Source organism: Bacterioplanes sp. CLAM21 (genome assembly GCF_059641015.1).
Genome location: NZ_CM184929.1, coordinates 2315420 through 2340561, shown reverse-complemented (window position 1 = coordinate 2340561; position 25142 = coordinate 2315420). Strand labels below are relative to the sequence as shown.

The following is a 25142-nucleotide window of genomic DNA, read 5'->3' as shown; positions in this document are numbered from 1 at the left end:
GCGCTTTTTGCTGGCATCTGCCGCGCACCTCCCTTACTCTTCTTGCATGCCACAAGATATCGTTTTTGCATTCTTCATCGTATTTGCCGGCGCTGCGGTCCTGGCAACCCTAGCCCTCTATACTCGCCAGCCGTTAATCATTGCTTATATCGGCTTGGGGGTATTGGTGGGGCCCTTTGGCATGGGCTGGATCGAGCATCCGGAAGCCTTATCCAATATGTCGCATATTGGCATTATCTTTTTATTATTTTTACTGGGCCTGGATATGCAGCCGATGGCGCTGTTGGCGGTATTACGACAGGCCACCACAGTCGCACTGTTAAGTTCACTGCTATTTGCTGCCAGCAGCTACGCCATTGCCATCGTGTTTGGCTTTGCACATATGGATGCCTTGGTTATCGCTTTAGCAATGATGTTTTCCTCCACCATCATTGCTTTAAAGTTACTCCCGACCACCGTATTGCATCACAAACATATGGGCGAGTTGATGATTGGCTTATTGCTAATTCAAGACATTCTCGCCATCGCCACTTTGATTGCCTTAGGCTTTTTGGCTGGAGAGCAAAATATTCCTTTGTGGCAACCGATACTGGCGGTACCGGCATTGGCAGGCGGCTGCTATGCCGCTGTGCGTTGGTTACTACTGCCGTTGATTACGCGCTTTGATCGCTTTCAAGAGTATCTATTTATTCTCGCCATTGGCTGGTGCCTGGCTGCCGCCGAGGCCGCTGCCAAATTAGGACTGACATACGAAATCGGTGCTTTTGTCGCCGGTGTCGCCCTGGCCACCAGCCCGGTCGCCCAATTTATCGCATTAAGCCTGAAGCCACTGCGCGACTTTTTCTTGGTGATGTTCTTTTTTGCGTTAGGCGCAGGATTAGACGTGGGCTTATTGTCTGAAGTGATATGGCCGGCAATCGCTTTAGCAACGGTCGCACTGGTATTAAAGCCTGTGGTACTGAGGTATTTGCTAGCAGGTTTTAGTGAACATCCCAGACTTGCCTGGGATGTTGGTTTTCGCCTCGGCCAGATCAGTGAATTTTCACTGCTGATTGCCTTTGTTGCCATGGAAAGCAAGCTGTTATCGCAACCAGCCTCCCTCACCATTCAGGCAACGGCCATCATCACCTTTGCCATTTCCAGCTATATTGTGGTGTTTAATTACCCCAACCCGATTGCTGTCCGTGACCATTTGCGGCGCGACTAAATCACCTTAATCGCGCCCCAGCTCCAAGCGGTAACGACCAACGCCACGGCCCTGCAGCAAAGCATCCAAAGCAGAGTTCAGCTCAGTGCGACCAATATCGTTCACCAGGTGTGACAACTGCGGCAGCGACCATTCGTTAGCGATCCGATCCAACACCGCTTGCTTTAGCGTCGGAGCAATCTCGACGGAATCGACGCCCAGTAAACTGACGCCACGCAAAATAAATGGAAACACACTGACCTCAAACTCAGTACCCGCAATCATGCCACAGGTGGTCACAGCACCTTCGGGACGAATCTGCGGCAGAAGCGCCGCAATCATATCGCCACCCACCGTATCTATGGCTGCTTGATATTGGGTTCGCGCCATGGCCTTGCCTTTGACCGCTAATATCTCGTCACGACCAATGACTTGACCGGCACCGAGCTGGCGCAAAAAATCTTGCTGCTCTGACTTACCAGAAACCGCCACTACGGAATAACCTAAGTGCGATAATAAAGCGACCGCCACCGAGCCAACACCGCCGCTGGCACCCGTTACCACCACTGGCCCTTGCTCTGGCTGAATACCATTGCGCTGCAGCTTCATCACACTCAATGCCGCGGTAAAACCAGCGGTTCCCCACGCCATGGCATCTGCTGCCGTTAACCCCTGGGGCAAGCGCAACACCCATTGAGCTGGCACACGAATACGCTGCGCAAAGCCGCCATCGGTATTCATGCCAAGGTCGTAGCCAAACACCACCACCTCATCACCGGCACTAAAATCATCTACCTCACTGTTAACCACGCGCCCAGCAGCATCGATGCCGGGCGTATGCGGGTAATCACGAGTGACGCCACGATTGCCTTGATAAGACAAAGCGTCTTTGTAGTTAACCGAGGAATACAACACCTCGATCTCTACTTCACCTTCAGGCAAGCTCTCTCTTCCAAGCTCTTGCCAACGGGCAACATAGCCGTTGTCATTCTGCTCAACTCGAAACGCCAAAAATCCCATGCATTACCCCTTGTGATGCATCTGCCGGTTGGCGGCAGTTAACAGCCGGACTGTAGCCCGCTCAATACCAACTTGAACCGCCATGCCCAACTTCTCTTGCAGTGATTTACGATGCTCATATTTAACGCTGTAGACATCGGCATGCTCACAGGCATTGATCAGATAGTCGTCACTGGTACCAATCTCATCGACCAACTTTTGTTCCAGCGCCTGCTGGCCATACCAGATATCACCCGTCGCCACGGCTTCAATATCAACCCGCGGACGATGCTGCTGCACATGTTGTTTAAACAACTCATGAGTATCTTCCAAATCGTGTTGGAATTTCTCTTTGGCTTTGATCGAATTGTGTCCGAACATAGTGACCGTGCGCTTGTATTCACCCGCGGTGAACAGCTCAAAGTCGACATCGTGTTTTTTCAATAAACGATTAAAGTTCGGCAACTGAGCCATCACGCCAATCGAGCCAATAATGGCAAAGGGAGCGGCCACAACCTTATTTGCCAGACACGCCATCATATAACCACCGCTGGCAGCCACCTGGTCGACACACACCGTCAAGTGAATGCCACGATCACGGATACGTTTTAGCTGTGACGACGCCAGTCCATAGCTGTGTACCATGCCTCCGCCACTTTCCAGTCGCACCACGATTTCATCGCTCTTACGTGCAAAAGTTAAAACCGCGCTGATTTCCTCGCGCAGCAGATCCACATCACTGGCACGAATATCACCATCGAAGTCGAGTACATAAACTCGCTTACGCTCCTCAGCCGTTGGCTCCATGCCATCTTTAGCACGTTTCTTGTCGGCTTTACGACGAGCCTTCTCTTCCTTTTTATGCTGCTTATCCAGCGTTTTTTGAGTTTCTTTATCACATACAACGGCCTGTAACTGCTGCTGATGATCATCTAACTCATCATTCAGCTTTTTAATCGACAGCTCACCGTCGTTGTCACTGCGACCACGCATCGTTAACGATGCAATGCCGCCAATGACCACCAAAATGGACACCACTATGGTGACCGCTTTGAGGAGAAACAAACCGTAGTCTGCTAAAAATTCCACTCACTATTCCTTACATCTGGGGTTAAACGCCAAGCATAACTGATGCGGCTTTCGGGCACACGCATTAGCGCTGACGCCATTCAAACAATCGTATGAATTTTCATTGACACGCATAAGCCCGCCACCTAGAGTGTTGCCGTCTGGCTGCAGACGCGTGCGGGATGCTGACCCAGTGATTTCCGACGTCAGCTGTACTCCTGCCAGCCACAACCTTTGTCTTACCCGTATTAAAAGGATACTCATCATGGCATCTGTTGCAGAAATCATTGAAACCATGAACAGCAAGTTCAACGCCGACGCTGCTGCCGGCCTGGATCTGATTTTCCAATTCAACATCGAAGACGGCGAAACCTATCACCTGGTCGTTAAAGATGGTGCTTGCGCCGTTGAGCAAGGCGAAAACGACGACGCTAACGTTACTCTGATCATGAACACCGAAACCTTCGAAGGCATTGCAACCGGCGAAACCGACGGCATGCAAGCTTTCATGTCTGGTCAACTGCGTGTTGAAGGCGACATGATGCTGGCAACCAAACTGGGTGAACTGTTCCCAGCGTAAGTTGCAGTGACATAAAAAAAGGGCCGCTGGGCCCTTTTTTTATGTGCGATGTTCGCGCAAAGCTCCGCAGCGAACTGCGGATACTTTTCATCTCATCGACCAGCATCGTTCGCTTAGCTATCGCTACGCTCGACCTTGGTGGTGTTTCGGGCATAACCCTGATAACTCACCATATCCTGGCGAGACCGGCGCATACGCAACTGGTCTAACAAAGACGTTTCTGCGGTTTGCTGCTGCCAATCCACTACCTGAATATCATCAACAATCAACGCGCTATGACCGCCTGGTGTGGCTACGGCTTCCGCCTCGCCCTTCGCTAATGCAAAGGCGCGCTGCTGCACAGCCCTGGGCGCAGACGATGACTCTGATGCAAGCGAAGAGACCGCTTGCCAGTTTTCAACGGATGCTGCATCTTCCGCTGCCGCCTCAGCCAATTGCTTCGCTTGCTCAGCGGCGCGCTCACGCTTCACACTGGCAATAACGCGATCACGCACTTGCTCCAGTGGCATGGTTTGCTGCGGCGTATGCTCGCTGACCATCAATACCAATGCACCTTGTGGTGTCTCGATCACCTCAGACAGCTCTCGATCCAGCAACACGTTCTCAGCGAAAGCCGCCTGACGCACAGTATCATTCGCAGCAATGCCACTACCTTGGCGACGATTAAAGGTATCAGAAGATTGCACAGCCAAGGCCATGGCATCACTGATATCCCTAAGCTCACGCGCGGAGAAAGCCAAGTTCGACAGCTCTTGTAACTGCTCGGCATACACCAGTTCAGCTTTACCCTGGCGAATTTGCAGCTCCAGCTCGCTACGCACGTCGGCCAAAGCCTTAGCTTCCTGACGGTGCGTGCCATCGAAACGAATCACGTGATAACCATACTCGGATTTCACCGGCGCACTAATGTCACCGGGTTCAGCCATGGCATACAGTGCCTGTTCAAAAGCATCAACAAAGGCACCACGAGCCGCGATACCGAGCGAACCACCGTCAGACTTAGAACCAATGTCATCCGAATATTCAGCAGCCAGATCAGCGAACGATTCACCGTCACGGGCACGATCAGAGAGCTGCTGAGCCAGCAAACGCGCTTGCTCATCGGTGCGATCGTCTGATGGCTCAATCAGGATATGACTGGCCTCACGCTGCTCGTCTTCGGCTAACTGTTGCTGATAATCCTGATAAGCCGCCTCAATGTCTTCATCACTGACTTGCTGCTCAGCAGCAATCGCTTCGTGGCTTAACAAGACGTAATTAACAGCAACAGTTTCAGCTGTTTGATATTGCTGGGTATTGGCTTCGTAATAGGCCGCGATGTCGTCTTCGCTGACCTCGATATTTCCTTCGAGCTCTGCCAGCTTAAATTCGACATAACGATAATTGCGCTGTTCTTGTGACAATGCGGTAGCCAGCTGGCCATTAAATGGCGTTTCCAAACTACTCAGCACCAGAGCGGCACGCGCTTGATTGACCTTCAGATCATTGGCCAGATCATTACGATAGCTCATCGGTGTCCAGCCATTGAGTCGCAAAATGCTCACAAACTGATCCGAGTTAAATTCACCATCAACCTGAAAAGCCGGCGTATTTACAATCATTTTATCGAGCTGCGCAGTCGATACGGCTAACCCCATTTGCTCAGCACTCTGCAATGCCAAGCGCTGCTCGATCAGTTGATCCACGGCACTTTTACGAAAAAAAGCATCGTTAAATAAACTGTCATCATACTGATCGCCGAACTGACGACGCATGTTGTTTTTTTGCTGCTCTACTTGGCGTGAAATTTCTAATTCAGATATTTCGAAATCGCCCACCGTTACCGGCGCATCCACACCTGAACTCAGGCTTACGATGCTCTCGACACCAAATAGTGCAAACACCACAATAATAAAACCGACAATGACCTTAGCCACTAGCCCCTGGGCATTGTCGCGCATGGTTTGTAACATGATTCCTCCATTAACCGTGCTGCCGGTGTCGGCAAACACAAAAAAAGCGCATCACGGATGCGCTTTAATCGTTGGCGGACCGGACGGGACTCGAACCCGCGACCCCCGGCGTGACAGGCCGGTATTCTAACCAACTGAACTACCGGTCCTAAACTCTGCTAACGATATTACCCGTTAACGGAATCTTTCAGCGCTTTACCTGGTTTAAAACCTGGTACACGTGCTGCTTTGATTTCAATCGGCGCGCCAGTTTGTGGGTTACGACCCGTACGAGCAGCGCGCTCTTTCACCTGAAAGGTACCAAAGCCAACCAGAGCAACCTGGTCACCTTCTTTCAGAGCACCACCAATGGTATCGATCATGGCATCCAATGCACGCCCTGCGGCAGCTTTCGGAATATCAGCTGACGCAGCAATAGCGTCGATCAGTTCAGATTTATTCACACTTATCCCCTTACTCTGTGCTCAAAAAAAGAATTCTAATGTGCGATTGGGAGATCGCTACAGAAAATATCGCTAGAGCGATGATTTATACCAAGCACCCCTGACAGCGTCAATGGGTGCTCGGACGGCTTTTATCATCTTTCTGCGCCGCATTTTCATCTTTGTTGATTAATTCACCTGCCGCGACCTCGGGCAGACTTTCCAATGCCAGCTCCAGCACCTCATCTATCCAGTCAACCGCAACAATTTCAAGCTCCGACTGAATGTTTTCAGGTATATCACGCAGATCTTTTTCGTTCTCTTTGGGAATGATCACGGTTTTAATGCCACCGCGATGCGCTGCCAGCAGCTTCTCTTTTAGACCGCCAATGGCCAACACCTTGCCTCGCAGAGTGATTTCACCCGTCATCGCCACGTCTGCACGCACCGGGATCGAGGTGATGACAGATACCAAAGCGGTTGCCATGCCAATGCCTGCGCTAGGGCCATCTTTGGGAGTCGCCCCTTCTGGCACATGGATGTGCAAATCGTGCTTTTCAAAGTATTCGTTATCGACGCCCATACCAACAGCACGACTGCGCACGACGGTCAGTGCGGCCTGGATGGATTCCTGCATCACATCGCCCAGCGAACCTGTCTTTTGACTACGCCCCTTACCGGGAGTTGCTGCCGCTTCCAGAGTCAACAACTCACCGCCGACGGACGTCCAAGCCAAACCGGTAACCTGACCGATTTGATTCTCTTGGCCAGCCAAACCATAACGGTATTTAGTGACCCCCAAGTACTCCTGCAACAATTCGGCATCAATTGCCCGAGTGGCGTGCTCTTTGGCCAGCGCATTGGCTTTCACCACTCGACGACACAACTTGGCGATCTCACGCTCCAAGCCACGTACACCGGCTTCACGCGTGTAATAACGGATAATGTCGCGCAAACGATCTTCATCAAGATCGATTTCGTTTTCTTTCAGGCCGTTTTGCTTAATTTGCTTAGGCAGCAAATAACGCTGCGCAATGCTCACTTTTTCGTCCTCGGTGTACCCTGGAATACGGATAACTTCCATCCGATCCAATAGTGGACCCGGAATGTCCATGCTATTGGAGGTACACACAAACATCACGTCTGATAAATCGAAGTCGACTTCCAGATAGTGGTCAGCAAACTGGCTGTTTTGCTCAGGATCTAACACCTCAAGCAATGCCGATGCTGGATCGCCACGGTGGTCCATGCCCATTTTGTCGATTTCATCGAGCAAAAATAACGGATTTTTTACCGCCACTTTGGACATTTTTTGTACCAACTTACCCGGCATAGACCCGATATAGGTACGGCGATGACCACGAATTTCAGCCTCATCACGCACACCGCCCAGGGCCATGCGAACAAATTTGCGATTAGTGGCACGAGCAATCGACTGCCCCAACGATGTTTTACCAACGCCGGGAGGCCCAACCAGACATAGAATAGCGCCACGTACTTTTTTGACCCGACTTTGCACGGCCAAATATTCGAGAATACGCTCTTTAACTTCTTCCAGACCAAAATGGTCGGCATCAAGAATTTCACGCGCCTTTTCTAAACTGTGATTAACACGCGAGCGCTTTTTCCATGGCAGGTTTACAAGCCAATCGAGATAGCCACGAACAACTGACGCCTCGGCCGACATAGGCGACATCATGCGAAGTTTTTTCAGTTCTGCTTCAGCCTTGTCTTTGGCCTCAGTGGTCATACCAGACGATTCAATTTTTTCGACAATCTCGTCAAATTCACTAGCACCGTCTTCAAGATCACCCAGTTCTTTTTGAATGGCCTTCATTTGCTCATTCAAATAGTACTCACGCTGGCTCTTTTCCATCTGCTTCTTAACACGGCCGCGAATACGCTTCTCAACCTTCAGCAGATCAATCTCAGACTCCATTAATTCCAGCAAATGCTCGACGCGCTCGCGCACATCGAGCATTTCCAGCACGTCTTGCTTTTCTTCTAGTTTGAGCGATATATGAGCCGCAACGGTGTCAGCCAATCGACTGGCTTCTTCAATACCAGAAATCGTCGATAGCACTTCTCCTGGCACTTTTTTCGATAGCTGCACGTACTGCTCGAAGTGACCCGTTAAGGTACGAACCAGCACCTCATTTTCACGCTCGGCACCGTCCTCATCGGCAATCACCGAAACACTGGCTCGCATCATGTCGTCAGTATTTTCAACGGTTTCCAAACTGGCGCGTGTTTCACCTTCAACCAACACTTTGACGGTTCCATCAGGAAGCTTCAGCAACTGCAAAATAGTCGCGACGGTTCCCATGTTGTACATGCCATCCAGCTCAGGCTCATCGTCTGAGGCGTCCTTCTGAGCCACCAACATGATGCGCTTATCGGTTTCCATCGCCTCTTCGAGCGCACTGATGGACTTTTCGCGCCCCACAAACAGAGGGATAACCATCGACGGAAACACCACAACATCTCTTAGTGGCAGCAGGGGTAATACTTCACGTGTCATCAAACATACCTGAATCAAGTGTATGAGAAGATATTGGGGACGAGAGGCGGCAAATACAAGCGCCAAATACAACAAAAGGAGCTTGCGCTCCTTTTGTCAGCCTAAAGCCAGACATCATTTAGGCGTCATCAGGCGATACTTTACCTACATCTGCAGACTCATATATCACCAGAGGATCGGCATCTTCGGTAATGACGTTATCCTCAATCACTACCTTAGCCACATGCTCTTCCGATGGAATGCGATACATGATGTCCAGTAATGCACCTTCCATAATGGAACGCAGTCCACGTGCACCGGTCTTACGCTCCATCGCGCAGTTGGCAATGGCCTCTAACGCGGTATCACGGAATTCCAGCTCAACAGACTCCATCTCAAACAGCTTTTGATACTGCCTAACCAGCGAGTTTCTTGGCTCAGTAAGAATGCGAACCAGCGCCTCACTATCGAGCTCATCCAATGTCGCCACCACCGGCAAACGACCGATAAACTCCGGAATCAAGCCATACTTAACCAGATCACCTGGCTCTACTTCACGCAGCACATCGCCTACGGCTTTTTCGTCTTCTTTGCCCTTCACGGTGGCAGAAAAGCCTATGCTGCTTTTCTCTGAACGATCTCGGATAATTTGATCCAGACCGGCAAACGCACCACCACAAATAAACAGAATATTGCCAGTATCGACCTGCAAAAACTCCTGCTGCGGATGCTTACGACCACCTTGAGGAGGAACCGATGCCACGGTACCTTCAATCAACTTCAGCAACGCTTGCTGCACACCTTCACCCGAGACATCACGAGTAATAGAAGGATTGTCAGACTTCCGCGAGATCTTATCAATTTCATCGATGTAGACGATGCCACGCTGAGCCTTGTCAACGTCGTAATCACATTTCTGCAACAGCTTCTGAATGATATTCTCTACGTCTTCACCAACGTAACCTGCTTCCGTCAGAGTCGTCGCATCGGCAATGGTAAAGGGAACATTCAGTAACCGCGCCAGCGTTTCCGCCAACAAAGTTTTACCGCTACCGGTAGGACCAATCAGCAGAATATTGCTTTTCGACAGTTCCACATCGGACTTGCCACCACCGAACTGCAAACGTTTGTAGTGGTTATATACGGCCACCGCCAGTACCATCTTGGCCTTATCTTGGCCAATGACGTACTCATCCAGCGTCGCTTTAATTTCCTGCGGTGTTGGCAAGGCATCACTGCTGACTTTGTTTTCAGCTTCCTGCACCTCTTCACGAATAATGTCGTTACAAAGATCAACACACTCGTCACAGATGAACACCGATGGCCCGGCGATTAGCTTGCGTACTTCGTGCTGACTCTTGCCACAAAACGAACAGTAGAGCAGCTTACCGCCGTCGTCACCTTTGCCTTTTGTATCGTCGGTCATTCGACTGCCTCATTACCCAAAGAGCCTGAAGGCATCAGGCTCGATCTTGTTTCAACCTTTTACCAGGTCACAATAGCTTAACTACGCTTTTCGAGCACCTGGTCTACCAGACCATATTCCATTGCGGCCTGAGCATCCATGAAGTTATCACGCTCAGTATCTTGCGCGATGGTTTCATAGGACTGTCCTGTATGTTCGGCCAGAATACGGTTCAAACGTTCCTTAGTATCTTGAATGTTCTTAGCATGAATCAGGATATCAGTTGCCTGCCCCTGAGCACCACCCGAAGGCTGATGAATCATGACACGAGAATTCGGCACACTGTAACGTTTTCCCTTGGCGCCCGCAGCCAATAAGAAAGCACCCATGCTGCACGCTTGACCAATGACCATAGTACTGACATCAGGCTTAATGAACTGCATGGTATCGTAAATAGACATGCCTGCAGTGACGGAGCCACCCGGCGAATTGATATAAAGATGGATATCCTTATCCGGATTTTCAGATTCCAGAAACAGCAACTGCGCCACCACTAGGTTTGCCATGTGGTCTTCCACCGGCCCAACCAAGAAGATGACACGCTCCTTCAGCAAGCGTGAATAAATATCGTATGAGCGCTCGCCTCGGGCCGACTGCTCGACCACCATGGGGACCAGACCGCTGGCCTGAACGATATCGGTGTATTGCTTGTTGGAGTCAATCATTCGACCCTGTACTCCCTCGGCAAATGTAAGAATTAGCTATAAAAACAGCCGCTTCCATAACGGAGCGGCTGTTACAGTTTAGCCATTTGAGGGCCAAATGTCAGGCGTTACCCGAAGATTACGCAGGCTGGTTCGCAGCGCGGATAATTTCTTCGTAGTTCGACTCAACGTCAGTCACTTGAGCTGCCGCCAGAACCTTATCAACCACCTGCTCTTCCAACGCCAGCGCCTCTACTTGCGATTTCTGCTCAGGGTTATTGTTGTAGTACTCGCGCACTTGCTCTGGCTCTTGGTAAGTCGCAGCCACTTCTTCGATCAACTGCTCAACTTTCTCAGCAGAAGGTTCTAAAGATTCTTGCTCAATAGCAGCATTCATCAACAAGCCGATACGTACACGCTTGTCAGCCTGCTCTTTGAACAGCTCTGCTGGCAACTGCTTTGGATCAAACTGTTGCGCACCACCAAATTGCTGTACCGCTTGCTGACGCAAACGATCGATTTCCTGGTCAACCAATGAAGCAGGCACATCAATGTCGTTCTGCTCAACCAGACCTTTAATAACTTGCTGCTTGTTCAAGGTGCGAATAGCACGCTCCAGTTCGCGCACCATATTCTTGCGAATTTCGCTACGGAATTCAGCTTCGTCGGCGGTTTCAACACCAAAGGCAGCAAAGAACTCTTCGTCCAATTCAGGCAGCTTGGCCGCTTTGACTTCGTTCACAGCTACCTTGAACTCAGCCGCCTTACCTTGCAGATCTTCTTTTTGGTAATCGGCAGGGAAGCTCACTTTAAGCGTGGTCTCATCACCCGCTTTAACACCCACCAGACCTTCTTCAAAGCCAGGAATCATGCTGTTTGATCCCAGCGTCAGGTTGTAGCCTTCTGCTTTGCCGCCTTCAAAAGCTTCACCGTCGATGAAACCTTCAAAATCGATATTCACTTGATCGCCATCTTTGGCAGCGTCAGAGCTAGTTTCCCACTCGGCTTTTTGCTTGCGCAATGTGTCAACCATGGTTTCCAGATCAGCGTCATTGACTTCCGCCGACTTGCGCTCAACTGCCAACGCCGCGAAGTCTGCCAGCTTGATTTCTGGATACACTTCGTAAGTGGCTTTGAATTCTAGATCCTTGCCATCTTCGTCTTGGGTCGGCTCGAAACGTGGCATACCAGCCAGTTTCACGTCATTTTCTTGAACCGCCTGAAAGAAAGACTGCTGCATTTGCTGATACACAGCCTCCAAGCGAGCCTGCTTACCAAACATACGCTTGGCAACAGCCGGAGGTAGAGGCTTGTTCTTACGGAAACCGTTAACCCGCTGACCTTTGGCGATACGCTTCAGCTCAGATGTTACTTTTTCTTCCAGCTCAACAGCGGGAACACCAATGGTCATACAACGCTCAAGACCAGAGGTTGTCTCGATAGACACTTGCATAGATGCCTCTCAGTTCAATAAAACTATTTGCTGGCCGCACGTAATAGAAGCGACCACCACCCTGTAAAGGTCGCGGATTATATCCTGCCATAGCAACAAATGCTAACCAGCCCACGCAGCGCGAAGGCACCACCCATCAACCCTAGCGCTTTCCATACACTGCACTACAACGTCCAAAATGGAGAGATGCAACAGCGACTACGCGCGCCTAGAAAGCTACAAAATAAAAGGAAAAGATTAAGAGAGATACGATGGGGTGGCTGACGGGGATCGAACCCGCGACCACAGGAATCACAATCCTGGGCTCTACCAACTGAGCTACAGCCACCAAAAAGCAAGACACCAACAACAATGAAGAACGATTCAACTAGCTGAAGGTAAACAGCAGAACGACTCTAAGAATACTGGGGTGGCTGACGGGGATCGAACCCGCGACCACAGGAATCACAATCCTGGGCTCTACCAACTGAGCTACAGCCACCATTTCACTACCAGCGCTTGGCGCGCCCGGCAGGGCTCGAACCTGCAACCCTCGGCTTAGAAGGCCGATGCTCTATCCTGTTGAGCTACGGGCGCATGGCCACTTGACTTAGATATCAAATGGTCGGGGTAGAGAGATTCGAACTCCCGACATCCTGGTCCCAAACCAGGCGCGCTACCAGACTGCGCTATACCCCGATATCCCTTGAGCGAGTCACCCCGTCCAAGTGGCTGCGCATGTTATAGATGAGCTCCAATGTCGTCAATCATTATTTTAAAAAATTCTTTAAAAACAACTGCTTCGACCAAAACCAAGACAACCCTCGGGCGTCATGCACTTTGTTTTAGCAGCAGAGCATGAGAAAATCTGCGCCTTTATTTGTCACAGGTAGTTGTACGATCATGAGCGCCCAGCTAATTGATGGTAATGCTAGAGCCGCCGCCATACGGGAAAACATCAAACAACAAGTCAACGAGCGCATTGCCCAAGGCAAACGCCCACCGGGTCTTGCTGTCATCTTGGTTGGCAGTGATCCAGCATCACAGGTTTACGTCTCCCACAAACGCAAAGACTGCGAGCAGGTCGGGTTTGTTAGCCGGGCATACGATTTGCCAGAAAACACAACACAGACAGAGCTACTCAACCTAATTGACACCCTTAATCAAGACGACCATATCGATGGCATCTTGGTGCAACTCCCCCTCCCAGCTGGCCTCCAGGCAGATGAAATTCTTGAGCGCATCGCCCCTAGCAAAGACGTTGATGGTTTCCATCCATTCAACATTGGTCGCCTAGCTCAGCGCATGCCCTTGCTTCGACCGTGCACCCCGGCAGGCATTGTCGACTTACTGGATACAACCGGCGAACCTGTGCGCGGACAGCACGCCGTTATTGTCGGCGCATCCAACATCGTCGGCCGCCCCATGAGCTTGGAGCTGTTACTCAAGGGCTGCACTGTCACCACCTGCCATCGCTTTACTCACGATCTGGAATACTTCGTCAGCCAAGCAGACATTGTGGTAGTAGCAGTGGGCAAACCCGGATTAGTCAAAGGCGAATGGATCAAGCCTGGTGCGGTAGTGATTGATGTGGGCATCAACCGCCAGGAAGACGGCAGCTTGATTGGTGATGTGGAATTTGAAATTGCCGCCGAGCGCGCCAGCCACATCACACCGGTGCCAGGCGGAGTCGGCCCCATGACGCGAGCGAAACTGCTAGAAAACACACTGGTATCTTGCCGCAACCGCGACTAATACCAACAACAGGGCACGCCACTACCAGTTTTGCGTGGCAGCCCTGGCTACATCATTCACCGGCTTCACAGTCAATCCTCGACCTCCTGCCTCAACCGCATACACTGCGCCGTTAACCATAGGCATGTAAACAGCACTGCCAAACTCGGGCTGCAACCACAATGGTAAATGACGCAAAGCCTGCCAAATATCGACCCAGCGCGATTGATCTAGAATAAAGACACTACGCTCGGCACTGCGCTCCTGCTCAAGGGTAAGATAACGACCACTAAGCCGTTCTAGTCGATACAAAGGTGCTTCTGCCAACGCCGCTATTGGCCCGCGCCAATGCAGCAAGCGCACGTCGAGCTGCCACTGATCACCATTCACAGCAAAGCGCTGCTCTTCGCCTTGATCATCAACCAATGTCAGATCGTATTGCTGGGGATTCACTTCAAAGATCGACACCGTAGCGATGGGATGTTGACGCTGAAGCTGGCGATAACTCCACAGATCAAGCCCTGCCAGCAACAACCAGACACACAAGGCCAAGCACAGTATTCCGGCCGTTCCTTTTAGCCACTGCCGAAACCAGCCATCGCCACGCCAAAAGCCAGCAACCAGCACCAACCCAACCAAAACAAGAACGGCAACCAAAGCCGTCAAACCCTGCAACAACATATTCAGGCCCGCAGTTGATCGATGCTATCAGACGCTAAAGACAGGGCATCTTCTGCCGACGCCGACTGGCCAGACAGAGAGTCCAAGAAATACTCAATACCAGTTACTGCATCAGCAAAGGCTTCCATTTGCGCATCACTGGGTTCAAGCTTGCCCGCAACAACGCGCGCAATAAAATCGTCCAGCTCGTGCAGCATCTTGCATACCCGTTCGTTTTCAAGGAACAGCAATGCACCCGCCACATCTCGCAGGCTTTTACCAACATTTTTGATGTGCAGTTTATCGCCGCTAGAATCCAGGAAGGAGCCAACTGCTCGTTTGATCAGCGTCAGAGCTGTCATGGACTCAGACACCACAGCAATACGAGCTTCATTAAGACTGACCGGATCAACCAAGCTCTCACCAGCGAGATTATCCTGGGTCAAGCCACGAATATCTTGCTCGATAGTCATGACTTCGTCGGCCAAATACGGAAGCTCATTTTCTAAGCCCGCGGCACCAATTTGCTTGAGCCGCTCACACAACTGCTGAGTACGATAGGAAGAGTCGGTCAGATTGGTAACCAGTAAAGTATCGCCAATGCGATCCATGGCTTCTATCAGCTCTTTCACTGCCGATTCAGACACTTCGGTTCTTTCAATTAAATCGATCTGATCTTTGACCGATTGCAACTCTTCCTGCAGAGCTTGAGACAAAGACTCAAGCGCCGACTGATCAGGGCCATGCAGCCCCGAACGCGACTCTGCCAGTCGTTTTTCCTTAACTCCACCACCGATGCGGAAGGTTTTCTGCACAGCGTCGACAACCGGCTCTCCACCCTCCGCCAAGGATACGATGTACAACAATTCCTTCAGCAGCCAGTCAGGCATCTTCTCGTTAAATGCCTTCCCTTCGGTGTCTTGAATACGACGCACCTGACGGTCCAGCAACCCCATCAATCGCAAGCGCGCACCGGTCATTTCGAACGCGTCTTCAGACAGCGCTTCTAATGCTGCGGTAGAGGCATACCAAAAAGGCCATGACGCCTGACCGCGACTGGCCTTTTCGAAACGCCTAACGGCCCTTAACATGACCTGCAATGGACCACGGCGACCATCATTTCGAATTAGCCCAATCAATCCCAACTGATACAACTGGCGTGCACGTCGAACAGAAAAATTGCGAGCACCCGCCTCAGCTGCAGGCATCTGCAATTGAGGACGCAGATTAACCAAGAAGAAATAGGCTTCCGGCAAAGGTTTTTCACCACGCTGGGAGCGTACTTCATTAATGGTTGGCAACAACAAGCTCGGCGCCACAGCCTTGCCGCTGATAACAAAGTCTATGTAGCGCTTTAGAAAAATGACCGCCTGGGTAAAAACAGACAAGGTCTGTTCCGACAACATTTGCCCTTTGTGCGCACGACCAGTTTCAGCCAATTCTTCGCACAGACGCTCACCTGCTCGGAAATCCAGCATTTTAAAGGTGCCACGCACCTGCTGCACTTCTTCCAGAAACGTCTTGAGCTGCTCACCATCACCAGACTCGGAATAAGTGTCCAACTGCATTGCCGCCTGATCCAATGCATTGGCGATTTCCGCCCTCACCAGATTCAAAGAGGCAGCAAATTGAGATACGTCACTTCCTGTTGTTATGTCAGCCATTCTAATATTCAACTTTAATTGCAGTCGGCACATGCCCGACTATAAATCGAAAGTGCAGCAGGAAATACTCCTACACACAAGCAAAAACTATACGACTAGCAGGCATTTGCCACTATTTGTTCTGACAAACCGCCATCATATCAAGACCAATGGTCACAAACTTCGCCACAGTGCGCCACCACTGGACTTATCGATCAACTCTAGCATCGCCTCATGAGCCTGTTGCTCCGCCACCGTGGCTGTTACCACAGGCAGTGCCACCGCCGCCGCATCAACGTTATCAAGCACCGCTTCTATCTGGCCAGATTCACTCTCGCTATCATCGACGCTTAACATAAGATCCGTTTGGCCACCTGTCATCATCAGATAGACATCAGCAAGGATCTCTGCGTCCAGCAATGCCCCGTGCAACTCACGATGACTGTTATCTATATCATAGCGTTTACACAGAGCATCCAAACTGTTGCGAGCACCGGGGAACATATCCCGAGCCATCACCAGAGTATCCAGCACCGAGCAGAAATCCCGGGTTGGCGTTAAGTTAAGCCGCCCAAACTCCGCATCCATCATTCCAACGTCAAACGGCGCGTTGTGGATTATCAATTCGGCACCAGCAATAAACTGCCGAAACTCATCTGCCACTTGGGCAAATACAGGCGCATTCTGTGCAATCAGCCACTCATTGGTAATGCCATGAACTTCGGCCGCTTCAACATCAATGTCGCGCTGTGGATTTATATACTGATGATAGTGACGGCCCGTTAAGCGTCGACCGATCACCTCCACACAGCCAATTTCAACGATTCTGTGACCTTCGCCGATACCGGTCGTTTCGGTATCCAGCACCACCTGCCTCATGCCATTACCTCATCCACTCCGCGATTTGCCAGCTGATCCGCACGTTCATTCTCGACATGACCAGCGTGTCCTTTGACCCAGCGCCATTCAACCTGATGACGCTGAACCGCCACATCGAGCTGTTGCCATAGATCTTGATTCTTAACCGGCTGCCCTGATGCCGTTCTCCAGCCCTTTTTCTTCCACCCTGACATCCACTGCTGGATCCCCTGCTTCACATACTGAGAATCCGTGGTCAGGATTACCTGACAAGGGCGCTGCAAAGCCTCTAATCCCTTTAACGCGGCGGTCAGTTCCATGCGATTGTTGGTGGTCGACGGCTCGCCACCCCATAATTCCTTTTCATGCTGTCCGTAACGCAATAAACAGCCCCATCCGCCAGGGCCAGGGTTACCTTTACAGGCGCCATCGGTGTACAACTCAACTTTCATACTGCTCACTTAACATCAATAGAGCGGGTGCCTCCCCACTGGCGCCGGGATGGTAAAGCCATTATCCGATACTCGCCAGCGCGGTACTCGGATACGTGTCACACCTGCGATAGTTTTTCTCGCCACAACAATGTAGCCATTACCCGACAAGCCTCTACGCCCCATTAACACACGATCTACGCGCTTGCTAAGGGATTCTGAAAACAGCTTAACGGGCCATATATGCGCCATATGCTGAATAGATTCTATGCGAAAGTCCAACAAGGTCAGCCAGTCTTGCAGGCGCCCACAAGCGACCGGATTACTCAGCCAAGGCAGCTCTGAGGAAAAGGTTCTCAACCAACGCTGCATCCCCCAAAAGCTCCATGGATTGAAGCCTACGATGATCAAGTAGCCACTACTGACCAAACAGCGCGAGGCTTCTCTCACAATCTGATGCGGACGCCGACTCATATCCAAGGTATGTTGTAACACCACCACATCGAGCGACTGGTCCATCAAGGGCCAGGACTCGGCCGTCATTCGCACAGCACTCGCCTGCTCAACTGGCTGCCAAGGCAAGGCCGCAGTAAACCGATGACGCATTGGGCTGTGACGTAAGAAACGCGGCTCAGGCTCAATACCCGCATACAATAGAAAATCGCCATCGAGCTGGTGCAGCCAGTCTGCCAACCAACCAGCCTCCAAAGCCAGCAGCCTCTGTGTTGCCGGGCGCGCCAACCAATCGCAATAGTGGCGAGAATGGATCCTGTTGCCATACTGAGCCATAGATTTCCTTGACAGTTACGCAGTTGCCTGGCGCATATCGGGCCTTTAGACTGCCACTTTTTGACACTATTGTAACGGTATGAAAGCAATCAAACTATGGCTGAGCGCCGCGTTCATCAGCGGCTGTACACAACACCTCGCTCAACCACAAACACAGCTTCAGCCCGAGGTCGACAAGACCCCTCTCATCATTACCGAGCAGCCTTCGATTGATGAGGCTGAAACAACGCACAAGGATGTATGGCAACGCATTTTGGCTTCCTACCGATTAAACATCGACCAAAAAGAAGCCCGCATCACATCACAACTGAACTGGTACAAATCTCATCCAGAATATCTGGACCGGGTAGCCGATCGCAGCCGGCGCTACCTCTATTTTATTGCCGAGCAAATTGAGGCTCGCAATATGCCTGGCGAGCTAGCGCTACTGCCAATTGTAGAAAGTGCATTTGACCCCTTTGCCTACTCCCATGGACGCGCCGCTGGCGTATGGCAGTTCATTCCATCAACTGGGCGCGACTTTGGCCTGCATCAGGATTGGTGGCACGATGGCCGCCGCGATATCCGTGCCGCCACCGAAGCGGCGCTGAGCTATCTCGATGAGCTGCAGCGACAGTTTGATGGCGACTGGCTATTAGGGCTAGCCGCCTACAATTCAGGCGCAGGGACGGTGCGCAAAGCGATTCGTAAAAATCGCAAACTGGGCAAGCCCACCGATTTCTGGTCATTGCAACTTCCAAGAGAGACGCGCGCCTACGTCCCCAAACTGATTGCCCTCTCGCGCCTACTGCGTGACGCTGAAAAATATAAGGTTCGTTTTAAACCGGTAGACAACACCCCTTACTTTGCCGTGGTCGAGACCGGAGGCCAAATTGACCTATCGCAGGTAGCACAGCTCGCCGACACACCACTGGATGAAATTTACAAACTCAATCCGGGCTTCAATCGCTGGGCCACACGACCACAAGGGCCACATCAGGTATTAGTTCCTTTTGCAGCCAAAGACACCTTCACTAAAAACCTGGCCGAACTCCCATCTTCGGCGCGACTGAAATGGCAGCGTTATGTGGTAAAACGTGGTGACTCATTAATATCTATCGCCAAGCGCTACCACACCACACCAGATGCATTACGGCAATCTAACGGCCTAAGCGGCAACATCATTCGTCAGGGTCAGCCATTACTGATCCCATCAGCGATCCAGCCGGAGCAGCATTACGCCTACAGCGCACCACAACGACTGGAGCGCCTGAAGCAGCAACGCAAGCCTAGCAGCAGCACCCAACGCCAGCGCTACCAAGTGCAAAGTGGCGATAGCTTCTGGAGCATAGCCCGAGCACACGACGTCAGCGTTAAGCAACTAACCCGCTGGAATGGCATGGCCCCTGGCGATCCATTAAAACCAGGCCAAACACTTACGCTATGGAGTAAAAAGCCGTCACCGGCAGAGCGAGAAGTAATCCGTACCGTCCGCTACACCGTACGTAATGGTGACTCTCTGGCACGAATCGCCAGCCGCTTTAACGTCCGCTTAGCCGATGTCAAACGTTGGAACCGCCAACTGGCGAGTAACAAATACTTGCAGCCTGGCCAGCGCCTGACGCTGTACGTCGATGTCACTCGCTAACGCTATTTTTTCTTACAGGGAATGAATCTGTGTCAATGGCAGGGATTGCCAGGGTGAATTCAAGGTGGCTACCATGACAGCCATGCGCCACCTGATTCTACTAATGCTGTTTGTCCCACTCATCTCCAACGCGTCTCTGTCAGTGCAGTATTTGTACGACAGCCCCGACGTACAGTGGTGGCCAATTTTTGAGCCCGAACCGCTGCCCAGCGATCGTAGCCCAAGCGGTTCCATCACTCTGGCGCAAGTTCCTTTTGTCAGCTCGGTACAACGCCTGGGTGATGTACCCACCAACAGCCGTTGGCTCGAACAGCTACAGATGCCATTGTTCATTCAACGCCAACATCAGTGGCTGCGAGGCATAGGCCAACGCTGGGGACAAACCGATGATGGCAAACTCGTCATTGATCTCGACCCTGACGCACGCTGGTCTGATGGCGTACGCATCAGCAGTGCCGATTTGGTGTTTTCCCTGCAACAACAGCAGCGCATTGACCCTATCAGAGAACTCAGCGCCATCGAGATTTACTCTACCCAGCGCGTAGCCCTGGATATCAAACACCAGTTTGATCTGGCTAACGACATCGCCAACCTCAGGTTATTACCCAAACATTATTACGATGCGCTGCACGCCTCACCAGATGCACTTCGCTGGCAACCAGAACCCACCAGCGGTCCTTACTACGTGGATTCCATCAATCCGGGCCGCACTCTAGTCATTCGCCGCACCCCCGCTTGGTGGGCACAATCGCGGCCACAATTCCTGCAGCGCTTTAAAATCGCCAGCATTCGATTGGAACGCATCGATAGCGACCAACAATGGCAAGCTTTAACGCGAGGCGAACTGGATTGGCTTACCTTTCAACAAGACGCGGCCATCACCACGTTGCAACAACATGCTCAACGCTACCGTATGCAGCTCTGGCAACAGCCAAGCAGCCAGCAGCCCTACGTCATTTTGAATCGCCAGAACGACCAGGCTGAGATACTCAAAACACAACTAAACGCTTTCTTTTCGGGACAATCAGCTGCCAGTATCGAATTTCATCCGGTGGTTAAACTGATTCACCCATACGGCCAGCTGCACAACAACGCGCGCCTACTGGAGCAATACTTACAGCAACAGGGATTCAGCACCGAGCTGCAGGCGGCATTTATTCGTGACACTGAAAACAGCGCGGACATAGTGCTGAGCCATGTGCAAAATGCCAGCGCCTTGCAGCTGCCACACTGGCCCTTATTTGAAGAGGTCGATACAACGTTGGCCTGGGAATGGGTCAGACTGCAGCATAACGCCCCGTCGGCCAAGCTATTTGATGTTACCGATGGTGGCTTCGTTTACATCGATGCAAGACAACGCAATGATATCCTGTCACGCCCACAAAGGCGCCGACCGGCGTTACCAACAATACACACCTTCAATACACTAAAACCGCAGACTGCAAACACAAGGTAGTTAGAGATATGGGAATGTTATCCGGCAAAAAAGCTTTGATTGTTGGCTTAGCCAGCAAGCACTCGATCGCTCACGGCATCGCCGAAGCGTTTCACCGCGAAGGGGCCGAACTCGCCTTTACCTATCAGGGCGAGAAGCTCAAAGAGCGGGTAGAGAAAATGGCCGCCGGTTGGCAGTCTGAGCTGTGCTTTCCTTGCGACGTCAGTTCAGATGAGCAAATCGCACAAGTATTCACTGATTTAGGCCAGCACTGGCAAGACATCGATATCATCATCCATTCGGTGGGCTTTGCGCCTGGCCACGAGCTCGATGGTGACTACTTAGAGGTCACCACTCGAGAAGGCTTTCAAATTGCCCACGACATCAGCGCTTACAGCTTCGTCGCCCTGGCAAAAGCAGCACGCCCTATGCTCAACCAAGGCGGCGCCCTGTTAACGTTAAGCTATCACGGCTCGCAGCAAACCCTGCCCAACTACAATGTGATGGGGCTCGCAAAAGCCTCATTAGAAGCGTCGGTTCGCTACCTGGCTGGCAGCCTTGGGCAGGACGGTGTGCGGGTCAATTCCATTTCTGCAGGCCCGATCAAAACGCTGGCAGCGTCTGGCATTAAGAGCTTTCGCAAAATGCTCAAACACAATGCCGATCGCGCGCCGCTGGGCCGCAACATCACCACATTAGAGGTGGGCAATACGGCAGCGTTTTTATGCTCGGATTTAGCCTCCGGCATTTCTGCCCAGAATGTCTACGTCGATGGCGGATTTAATAGCTGCGCCATGTCGAGCCAAGAAATGCTCGACGACTAGCAGTAGCCGATGCGTTTACGGCTCCTCCGTAAACGCATCGCGATCAATATCCTCTTCGATCCATTCGTCCTCTTCCCAAGCATCGTCTTCCCAAGATTCATCGCCCCAGTCGTCACTGCTTTCACCGTCATTCAGCAAATACTCGCGACGCTGTAGATAAAAACTGCGAATAAAGGTGTATTTATCACCGCTGATTAACCCTTCAGTGGCAATCAAATCAGCTCGCACATCAATGTTTCTAAGTGCATATGCGCCCAATTTTTTCGCATTGGTGTCCGGCAACGACAAATAATCAACCCCAGCCAGACTGCCCACTAGGTCTCCCGCACCATCACGCAAGGTCGACGGCCCCAGCACTGGCAAGACCAAATAAGGGCCAGAGCCAACGCCCCAATAACCCAAGGTTTGACCAAAATCTTCATTATGTTTGGGCAAACCAATATGAGTCGCGACGTCAAAAACGCCAAAAAATCCCACCGTCGAATTCACCAAAAAACGCGCCGTATCAGACGCCGCCTGGGCAAATTTCAGCTGACCAAGATCATTAATAACAACAATGACATCCTGCAGATTGGAAAAAAAGTGAGTCACCGAATCATCAACAGGCTGCGGCGTCACGATTTGATAACCACGCGCCAAAGGCCGCGCTACGTTTTGATCTAACACTTCGTTAAATGCAAACACCCGACGGTTAAATCCCTCCCAGGGATCTGGATCAGGTGTTTCCTCTGCTGCGGCACTGAATGCCAGCAGACCAATAAACAAGTAGGCGTATTTCATGGAAAATTCCGGTTACACACGGCTTCGCCATTAGATCAGCTCAGCCTGCAATTGAAAAGCCAGCTCTCGCGCTATCACGACCCACTAATACGGCCACCCAGAATCAGTCCTTGCTGCCGCCACTGTTCAAAAATCGCCAGACCACCTTGCAACGCAGCATCTGTCAGCGGCTGGCCTGCCGCGTTAAGCACCTGTTCAATACAGGCCTGCCCGCTACTTGGCTGCAATTGTAGTTGCGCTAACAAGGCCAAGGTCAACGGATTAGACGCAATAAATTGCACCTCATCCTGGCGGTTACGATAGACAATCAATGCCGTTTCTTGAGGGTCTGGATTGGGGTTGCTTTCACTAATGGTGTGTACCGGATATCGATACAAATATCCTTGTGCCGCTGTCGCCAACACAGGCACCGCCACAGCTAGATCGGCATTTGCATCGAACTCATATTCAATAACAACCGGGTCGATATCCACCGCCAGCTCCAGCCATTCATAGTGAGCCAGCTCGTAGAACCACTCAGGCAACCAAGCAATGTCTGCGTCACTGACATAGTCTAAAAAATGCTGAGGTATTTCTAAAAACAGCGGCGATGTACAGTGATAATCACGCACAAAATCAGCCACTAACGCCAGCCACTGCTGACGACCAAATTGGTGACTGATGATTTTTTCGGCAACCGGAAAAGTGCCATCAATAAAACTCAAGACGTTATTAAAAAACAGGTCACGATAAACCTCCATGGCCCGTTCACTCAGACCTTCCGGCACCTCTGCATCCCGATGGCGAATACTATGGGACAACCGCGACTGCCACTGCAGCATACTCATCCGGCCATCTCCATATCCGCGGCGCGCTTTTGCCGATCACGAATTTGCTGTACTTCTTGAAGCAGTTCCGGCAGTTCCGGGAAATTAAAATCACGCTCCAATAAAGTTGGAATCACTCCGTGCTGCTGATAAGTAAAATCCAGCAACTGCCAAACATCGTCTTTGATCGCCATGCCATGGGTATCCACCAACAAATCGTCGGCTTCGTCAAAATGACCGGCAATATGACAATAACGTATGCGCTCTGTCGGCATGGCAGCAATGTATTCTTTGGCATTACCGCCATGGTTGTGACAATTCACAAAAACGTTATTAACATCCAGCAGCAGATCACAGTCAGCGGTTTGCAATACCTGGGTCAGAAATTCCACCTCAGACATTTCTTTGCCCGGCTCAACATAAGCGGAGACATTTTCGATAATTAAGCGCTGGCCAATAATATCCTGCACACGCTGAATGCGTTCCGCGACGTAACGCACGGCTTCTTCGGTAAAAGGAATCGGCATGAGATCGTACATATGACCATCCTGACTGCAGTAGCTCAAATGCTCACTGTACGCCTTAATATCATGCTGCTTGATAAATTGCGCCACTTCACGGACGAACGCTTCGTCAAGTGGATCTGGGCTTCCCAGCGACAAAGACAGGCCATGACAGAGAAAATCGTAGCGCTCGGTGAAAGAACGAAAGGCTTTACCCAGTCGCCCACCAATACGCATCCAGTTCTCTGGTGCCACTTCCATAAAATCTATCTGACCGGGCTGCAATGATTGCAGCGAGGACATCAAACCACGGCGTAGGCCCAGACCTGCACCCTGCACTGGAAAGCTCATCAGATATCTCCGTTAGCCGTTACCGCCACACTTGCCTTCACCACACTTCCCTTCCGATTCAGACTTGCCGCCGCATTTGCCTTCGCCACACTTGCCTTCTGACTCAGCTTTACCGCCACACTTGCCTTCACCGCATTTGCCTTCCGACTCGGCTTTACCGCCGCATTTGCCTTCGCCACATTTGCCTTCATGGTCGGCGGCCAGTTGATAACCAGCACCCAGAGCTTCCGATGCAAAAGGATTGCTGCCTTCTGCTTGTGCCGGCGAGGTAGACAGAGCAGCCAGAAAAGCGGCGCTCAACACAGCTGCTGCAGATTTGTAAGTATTCTTTGCCATAAGTGATGTACCTTGTCGAAAAATGATGGGCCAAGCCCGCTACAAAGGTTAAGTCGTCATCGCTGCAGGTTTCTTACAGCGATGCGCTTATTAGTGGCGAATTTTTACAAATGGTGC

Annotated in this window: 23 protein-coding genes and 5 tRNA genes; 6 read left to right on the top strand and 22 right to left on the bottom strand. The window is 51.3% G+C overall.

Annotation, left to right across the window (positions count from 1 at the left end):
• Positions 1 to 46: 46 nt before the first annotated feature.
• Entirely contained in the window at positions 47 to 1207 is a 1161-nt protein-coding gene (locus AC55FS_RS10760) for a cation:proton antiporter domain-containing protein (RefSeq protein ID WP_496932248.1), read from the top strand.
• Between the two features lie 6 nt (positions 1208 to 1213).
• On the opposite strand, the gene AC55FS_RS10755 is transcribed toward AC55FS_RS10760, so the two are convergent.
• Positions 1214 to 2206, bottom strand: a complete 993-nt coding sequence (locus tag AC55FS_RS10755; protein ID WP_496932247.1) for a YhdH/YhfP family quinone oxidoreductase — start codon at positions 2204 to 2206, stop codon at positions 1214 to 1216.
• Positions 2207 to 2209: 3 nt separating this feature from the next.
• Positions 2210 to 3274: a protease SohB gene (gene sohB / locus AC55FS_RS10750; RefSeq protein WP_496932246.1), complete on the bottom strand. Its 1065-nt coding sequence runs from the start codon at positions 3272 to 3274 to the stop codon at positions 2210 to 2212.
• 244 nt (positions 3275 to 3518) lie between these two features.
• Between sohB and AC55FS_RS10745 the strand changes: the two genes are divergently transcribed.
• On the top strand, positions 3519 to 3833 hold the full coding sequence (locus AC55FS_RS10745) for an SCP2 sterol-binding domain-containing protein (protein WP_496932245.1): 315 nt from the start codon (positions 3519 to 3521) through the stop codon (positions 3831 to 3833).
• A gap of 113 nt (positions 3834 to 3946) precedes the next feature.
• Here the strand turns inward: AC55FS_RS10745 and AC55FS_RS10740 are convergent, their stop codons facing one another.
• The 11 genes from AC55FS_RS10740 to AC55FS_RS10690 all read right to left on the bottom strand — a co-directional run bounded on the left by AC55FS_RS10740 (position 3947) and on the right by AC55FS_RS10690 (position 12947).
• Positions 3947 to 5785 (bottom strand): SurA N-terminal domain-containing protein, encoded by a 1839-nt coding sequence (locus AC55FS_RS10740; RefSeq protein ID WP_496932244.1) that lies wholly within the window; start codon positions 5783 to 5785, stop codon positions 3947 to 3949.
• 72 nt (positions 5786 to 5857) lie between these two features.
• A tRNA-Asp gene (locus tag AC55FS_RS10735) sits at positions 5858 to 5934 on the bottom strand.
• Between the two features lie 18 nt (positions 5935 to 5952).
• Entirely contained in the window at positions 5953 to 6228 is a 276-nt protein-coding gene (locus AC55FS_RS10730; protein ID WP_496932243.1) for an HU family DNA-binding protein, read from the bottom strand.
• A gap of 109 nt (positions 6229 to 6337) precedes the next feature.
• Positions 6338 to 8728 (bottom strand): endopeptidase La, encoded by a 2391-nt coding sequence (gene lon, locus AC55FS_RS10725; RefSeq protein WP_496932242.1) that lies wholly within the window; start codon positions 8726 to 8728, stop codon positions 6338 to 6340.
• Positions 8729 to 8846: 118 nt separating this feature from the next.
• Positions 8847 to 10133 carry an ATP-dependent Clp protease ATP-binding subunit ClpX gene (gene clpX, locus AC55FS_RS10720; RefSeq protein ID WP_496932241.1) on the bottom strand — a complete coding sequence of 429 codons (1287 nt, stop codon included), beginning with the start codon at positions 10131 to 10133 and terminating at the stop codon, positions 8847 to 8849.
• Positions 10134 to 10210: 77 nt separating this feature from the next.
• Complete coding sequence (gene clpP / locus AC55FS_RS10715) at positions 10211 to 10837, bottom strand: ATP-dependent Clp endopeptidase proteolytic subunit ClpP (protein ID WP_496932240.1); 627 nt, start codon at positions 10835 to 10837, stop codon at positions 10211 to 10213.
• A gap of 118 nt (positions 10838 to 10955) precedes the next feature.
• Positions 10956 to 12269 (bottom strand): trigger factor, encoded by a 1314-nt coding sequence (gene tig / locus AC55FS_RS10710; RefSeq protein ID WP_496932239.1) that lies wholly within the window; start codon positions 12267 to 12269, stop codon positions 10956 to 10958.
• Between the two features lie 252 nt (positions 12270 to 12521).
• Positions 12522 to 12597 (bottom strand) — tRNA-His (locus AC55FS_RS10705).
• 77 nt (positions 12598 to 12674) lie between these two features.
• Positions 12675 to 12750, bottom strand: a tRNA-His gene (locus tag AC55FS_RS10700).
• A gap of 18 nt (positions 12751 to 12768) precedes the next feature.
• Positions 12769 to 12845 (bottom strand) — tRNA-Arg (locus AC55FS_RS10695).
• A 25-nt stretch (positions 12846 to 12870) separates the two neighbouring features.
• Positions 12871 to 12947: transfer RNA gene (locus AC55FS_RS10690), tRNA-Pro, on the bottom strand.
• Positions 12948 to 13151: 204 nt separating this feature from the next.
• On the opposite strand from AC55FS_RS10690, the gene folD reads away from it, so the two are divergent.
• The gene (gene folD, locus AC55FS_RS10685; protein WP_496932238.1) at positions 13152 to 14003 is read left to right on the top strand and encodes a bifunctional methylenetetrahydrofolate dehydrogenase/methenyltetrahydrofolate cyclohydrolase FolD; all 852 of its coding nucleotides are present in this window, start codon (positions 13152 to 13154) and stop codon (positions 14001 to 14003) included.
• A gap of 21 nt (positions 14004 to 14024) precedes the next feature.
• Here the strand turns inward: folD and AC55FS_RS10680 are convergent, their stop codons facing one another.
• From AC55FS_RS10680 to AC55FS_RS10660, 5 genes are all read right to left on the bottom strand, one after another.
• Positions 14025 to 14663: a hypothetical protein gene (locus tag AC55FS_RS10680; RefSeq protein ID WP_496932237.1), complete on the bottom strand. Its 639-nt coding sequence runs from the start codon at positions 14661 to 14663 to the stop codon at positions 14025 to 14027.
• A 2-nt stretch (positions 14664 to 14665) separates the two neighbouring features.
• Positions 14666 to 16306, bottom strand: coding sequence for a FimL-related protein (locus AC55FS_RS10675; RefSeq protein ID WP_496932236.1), 1641 nt, complete (start codon positions 16304 to 16306; stop codon positions 14666 to 14668).
• 153 nt (positions 16307 to 16459) lie between these two features.
• Positions 16460 to 17164, bottom strand: coding sequence for a DNA polymerase III subunit epsilon (gene dnaQ / locus AC55FS_RS10670; protein ID WP_496932235.1), 705 nt, complete (start codon positions 17162 to 17164; stop codon positions 16460 to 16462).
• On the bottom strand, positions 17161 to 17595 hold the full coding sequence (gene rnhA / locus AC55FS_RS10665; protein WP_496932234.1) for a ribonuclease HI: 435 nt from the start codon (positions 17593 to 17595) through the stop codon (positions 17161 to 17163). Before rnhA ends, dnaQ begins: the two co-directional genes overlap by 4 nt.
• Positions 17596 to 17610: 15 nt before the next feature.
• The gene (locus AC55FS_RS10660) at positions 17611 to 18267 is read right to left on the bottom strand and encodes a class I SAM-dependent methyltransferase (RefSeq protein WP_496932233.1); all 657 of its coding nucleotides are present in this window, start codon (positions 18265 to 18267) and stop codon (positions 17611 to 17613) included.
• Between the two features lie 175 nt (positions 18268 to 18442).
• Between AC55FS_RS10660 and AC55FS_RS10655 the strand changes: the two genes are divergently transcribed.
• The 3 genes from AC55FS_RS10655 (at position 18443) to AC55FS_RS10645 (ending at position 22249) form a co-directional block, all read left to right on the top strand.
• Entirely contained in the window at positions 18443 to 19990 is a 1548-nt protein-coding gene (locus AC55FS_RS10655) for a lytic transglycosylase (protein ID WP_496932232.1), read from the top strand.
• Positions 19991 to 20063: 73 nt separating this feature from the next.
• A complete protein-coding gene (locus AC55FS_RS10650) occupies positions 20064 to 21446 on the top strand; it encodes an ABC transporter substrate-binding protein (RefSeq protein ID WP_496932231.1) in 1383 nt (460 codons plus the stop codon).
• Positions 21447 to 21454: 8 nt separating this feature from the next.
• Positions 21455 to 22249: an enoyl-ACP reductase FabI gene (locus AC55FS_RS10645; protein ID WP_496932230.1), complete on the top strand. Its 795-nt coding sequence runs from the start codon at positions 21455 to 21457 to the stop codon at positions 22247 to 22249.
• Positions 22250 to 22264: 15 nt separating this feature from the next.
• On the opposite strand, the gene AC55FS_RS10640 is transcribed toward AC55FS_RS10645, so the two are convergent.
• The 4 genes from AC55FS_RS10640 to AC55FS_RS10625 form a co-directional block, all read right to left on the bottom strand.
• Positions 22265 to 23029 (bottom strand): MlaA family lipoprotein, encoded by a 765-nt coding sequence (locus tag AC55FS_RS10640; protein ID WP_496932229.1) that lies wholly within the window; start codon positions 23027 to 23029, stop codon positions 22265 to 22267.
• 74 nt (positions 23030 to 23103) lie between these two features.
• Positions 23104 to 23856 carry an HvfC family RiPP maturation protein gene (locus AC55FS_RS10635; protein WP_496932228.1) on the bottom strand — a complete coding sequence of 251 codons (753 nt, stop codon included), beginning with the start codon at positions 23854 to 23856 and terminating at the stop codon, positions 23104 to 23106.
• Positions 23853 to 24689: an HvfB family MNIO-type RiPP peptide maturase gene (locus AC55FS_RS10630; RefSeq protein WP_496932227.1), complete on the bottom strand. Its 837-nt coding sequence runs from the start codon at positions 24687 to 24689 to the stop codon at positions 23853 to 23855. Before AC55FS_RS10630 ends, AC55FS_RS10635 begins: the two co-directional genes overlap by 4 nt.
• 12 nt (positions 24690 to 24701) lie before the next feature.
• Positions 24702 to 25025, bottom strand: a complete 324-nt coding sequence (locus tag AC55FS_RS10625; protein WP_496932226.1) for an HvfA family oxazolone/thioamide-modified RiPP metallophore — start codon at positions 25023 to 25025, stop codon at positions 24702 to 24704.
• Between the last annotated feature and the right edge of the window lie 117 nt (positions 25026 to 25142).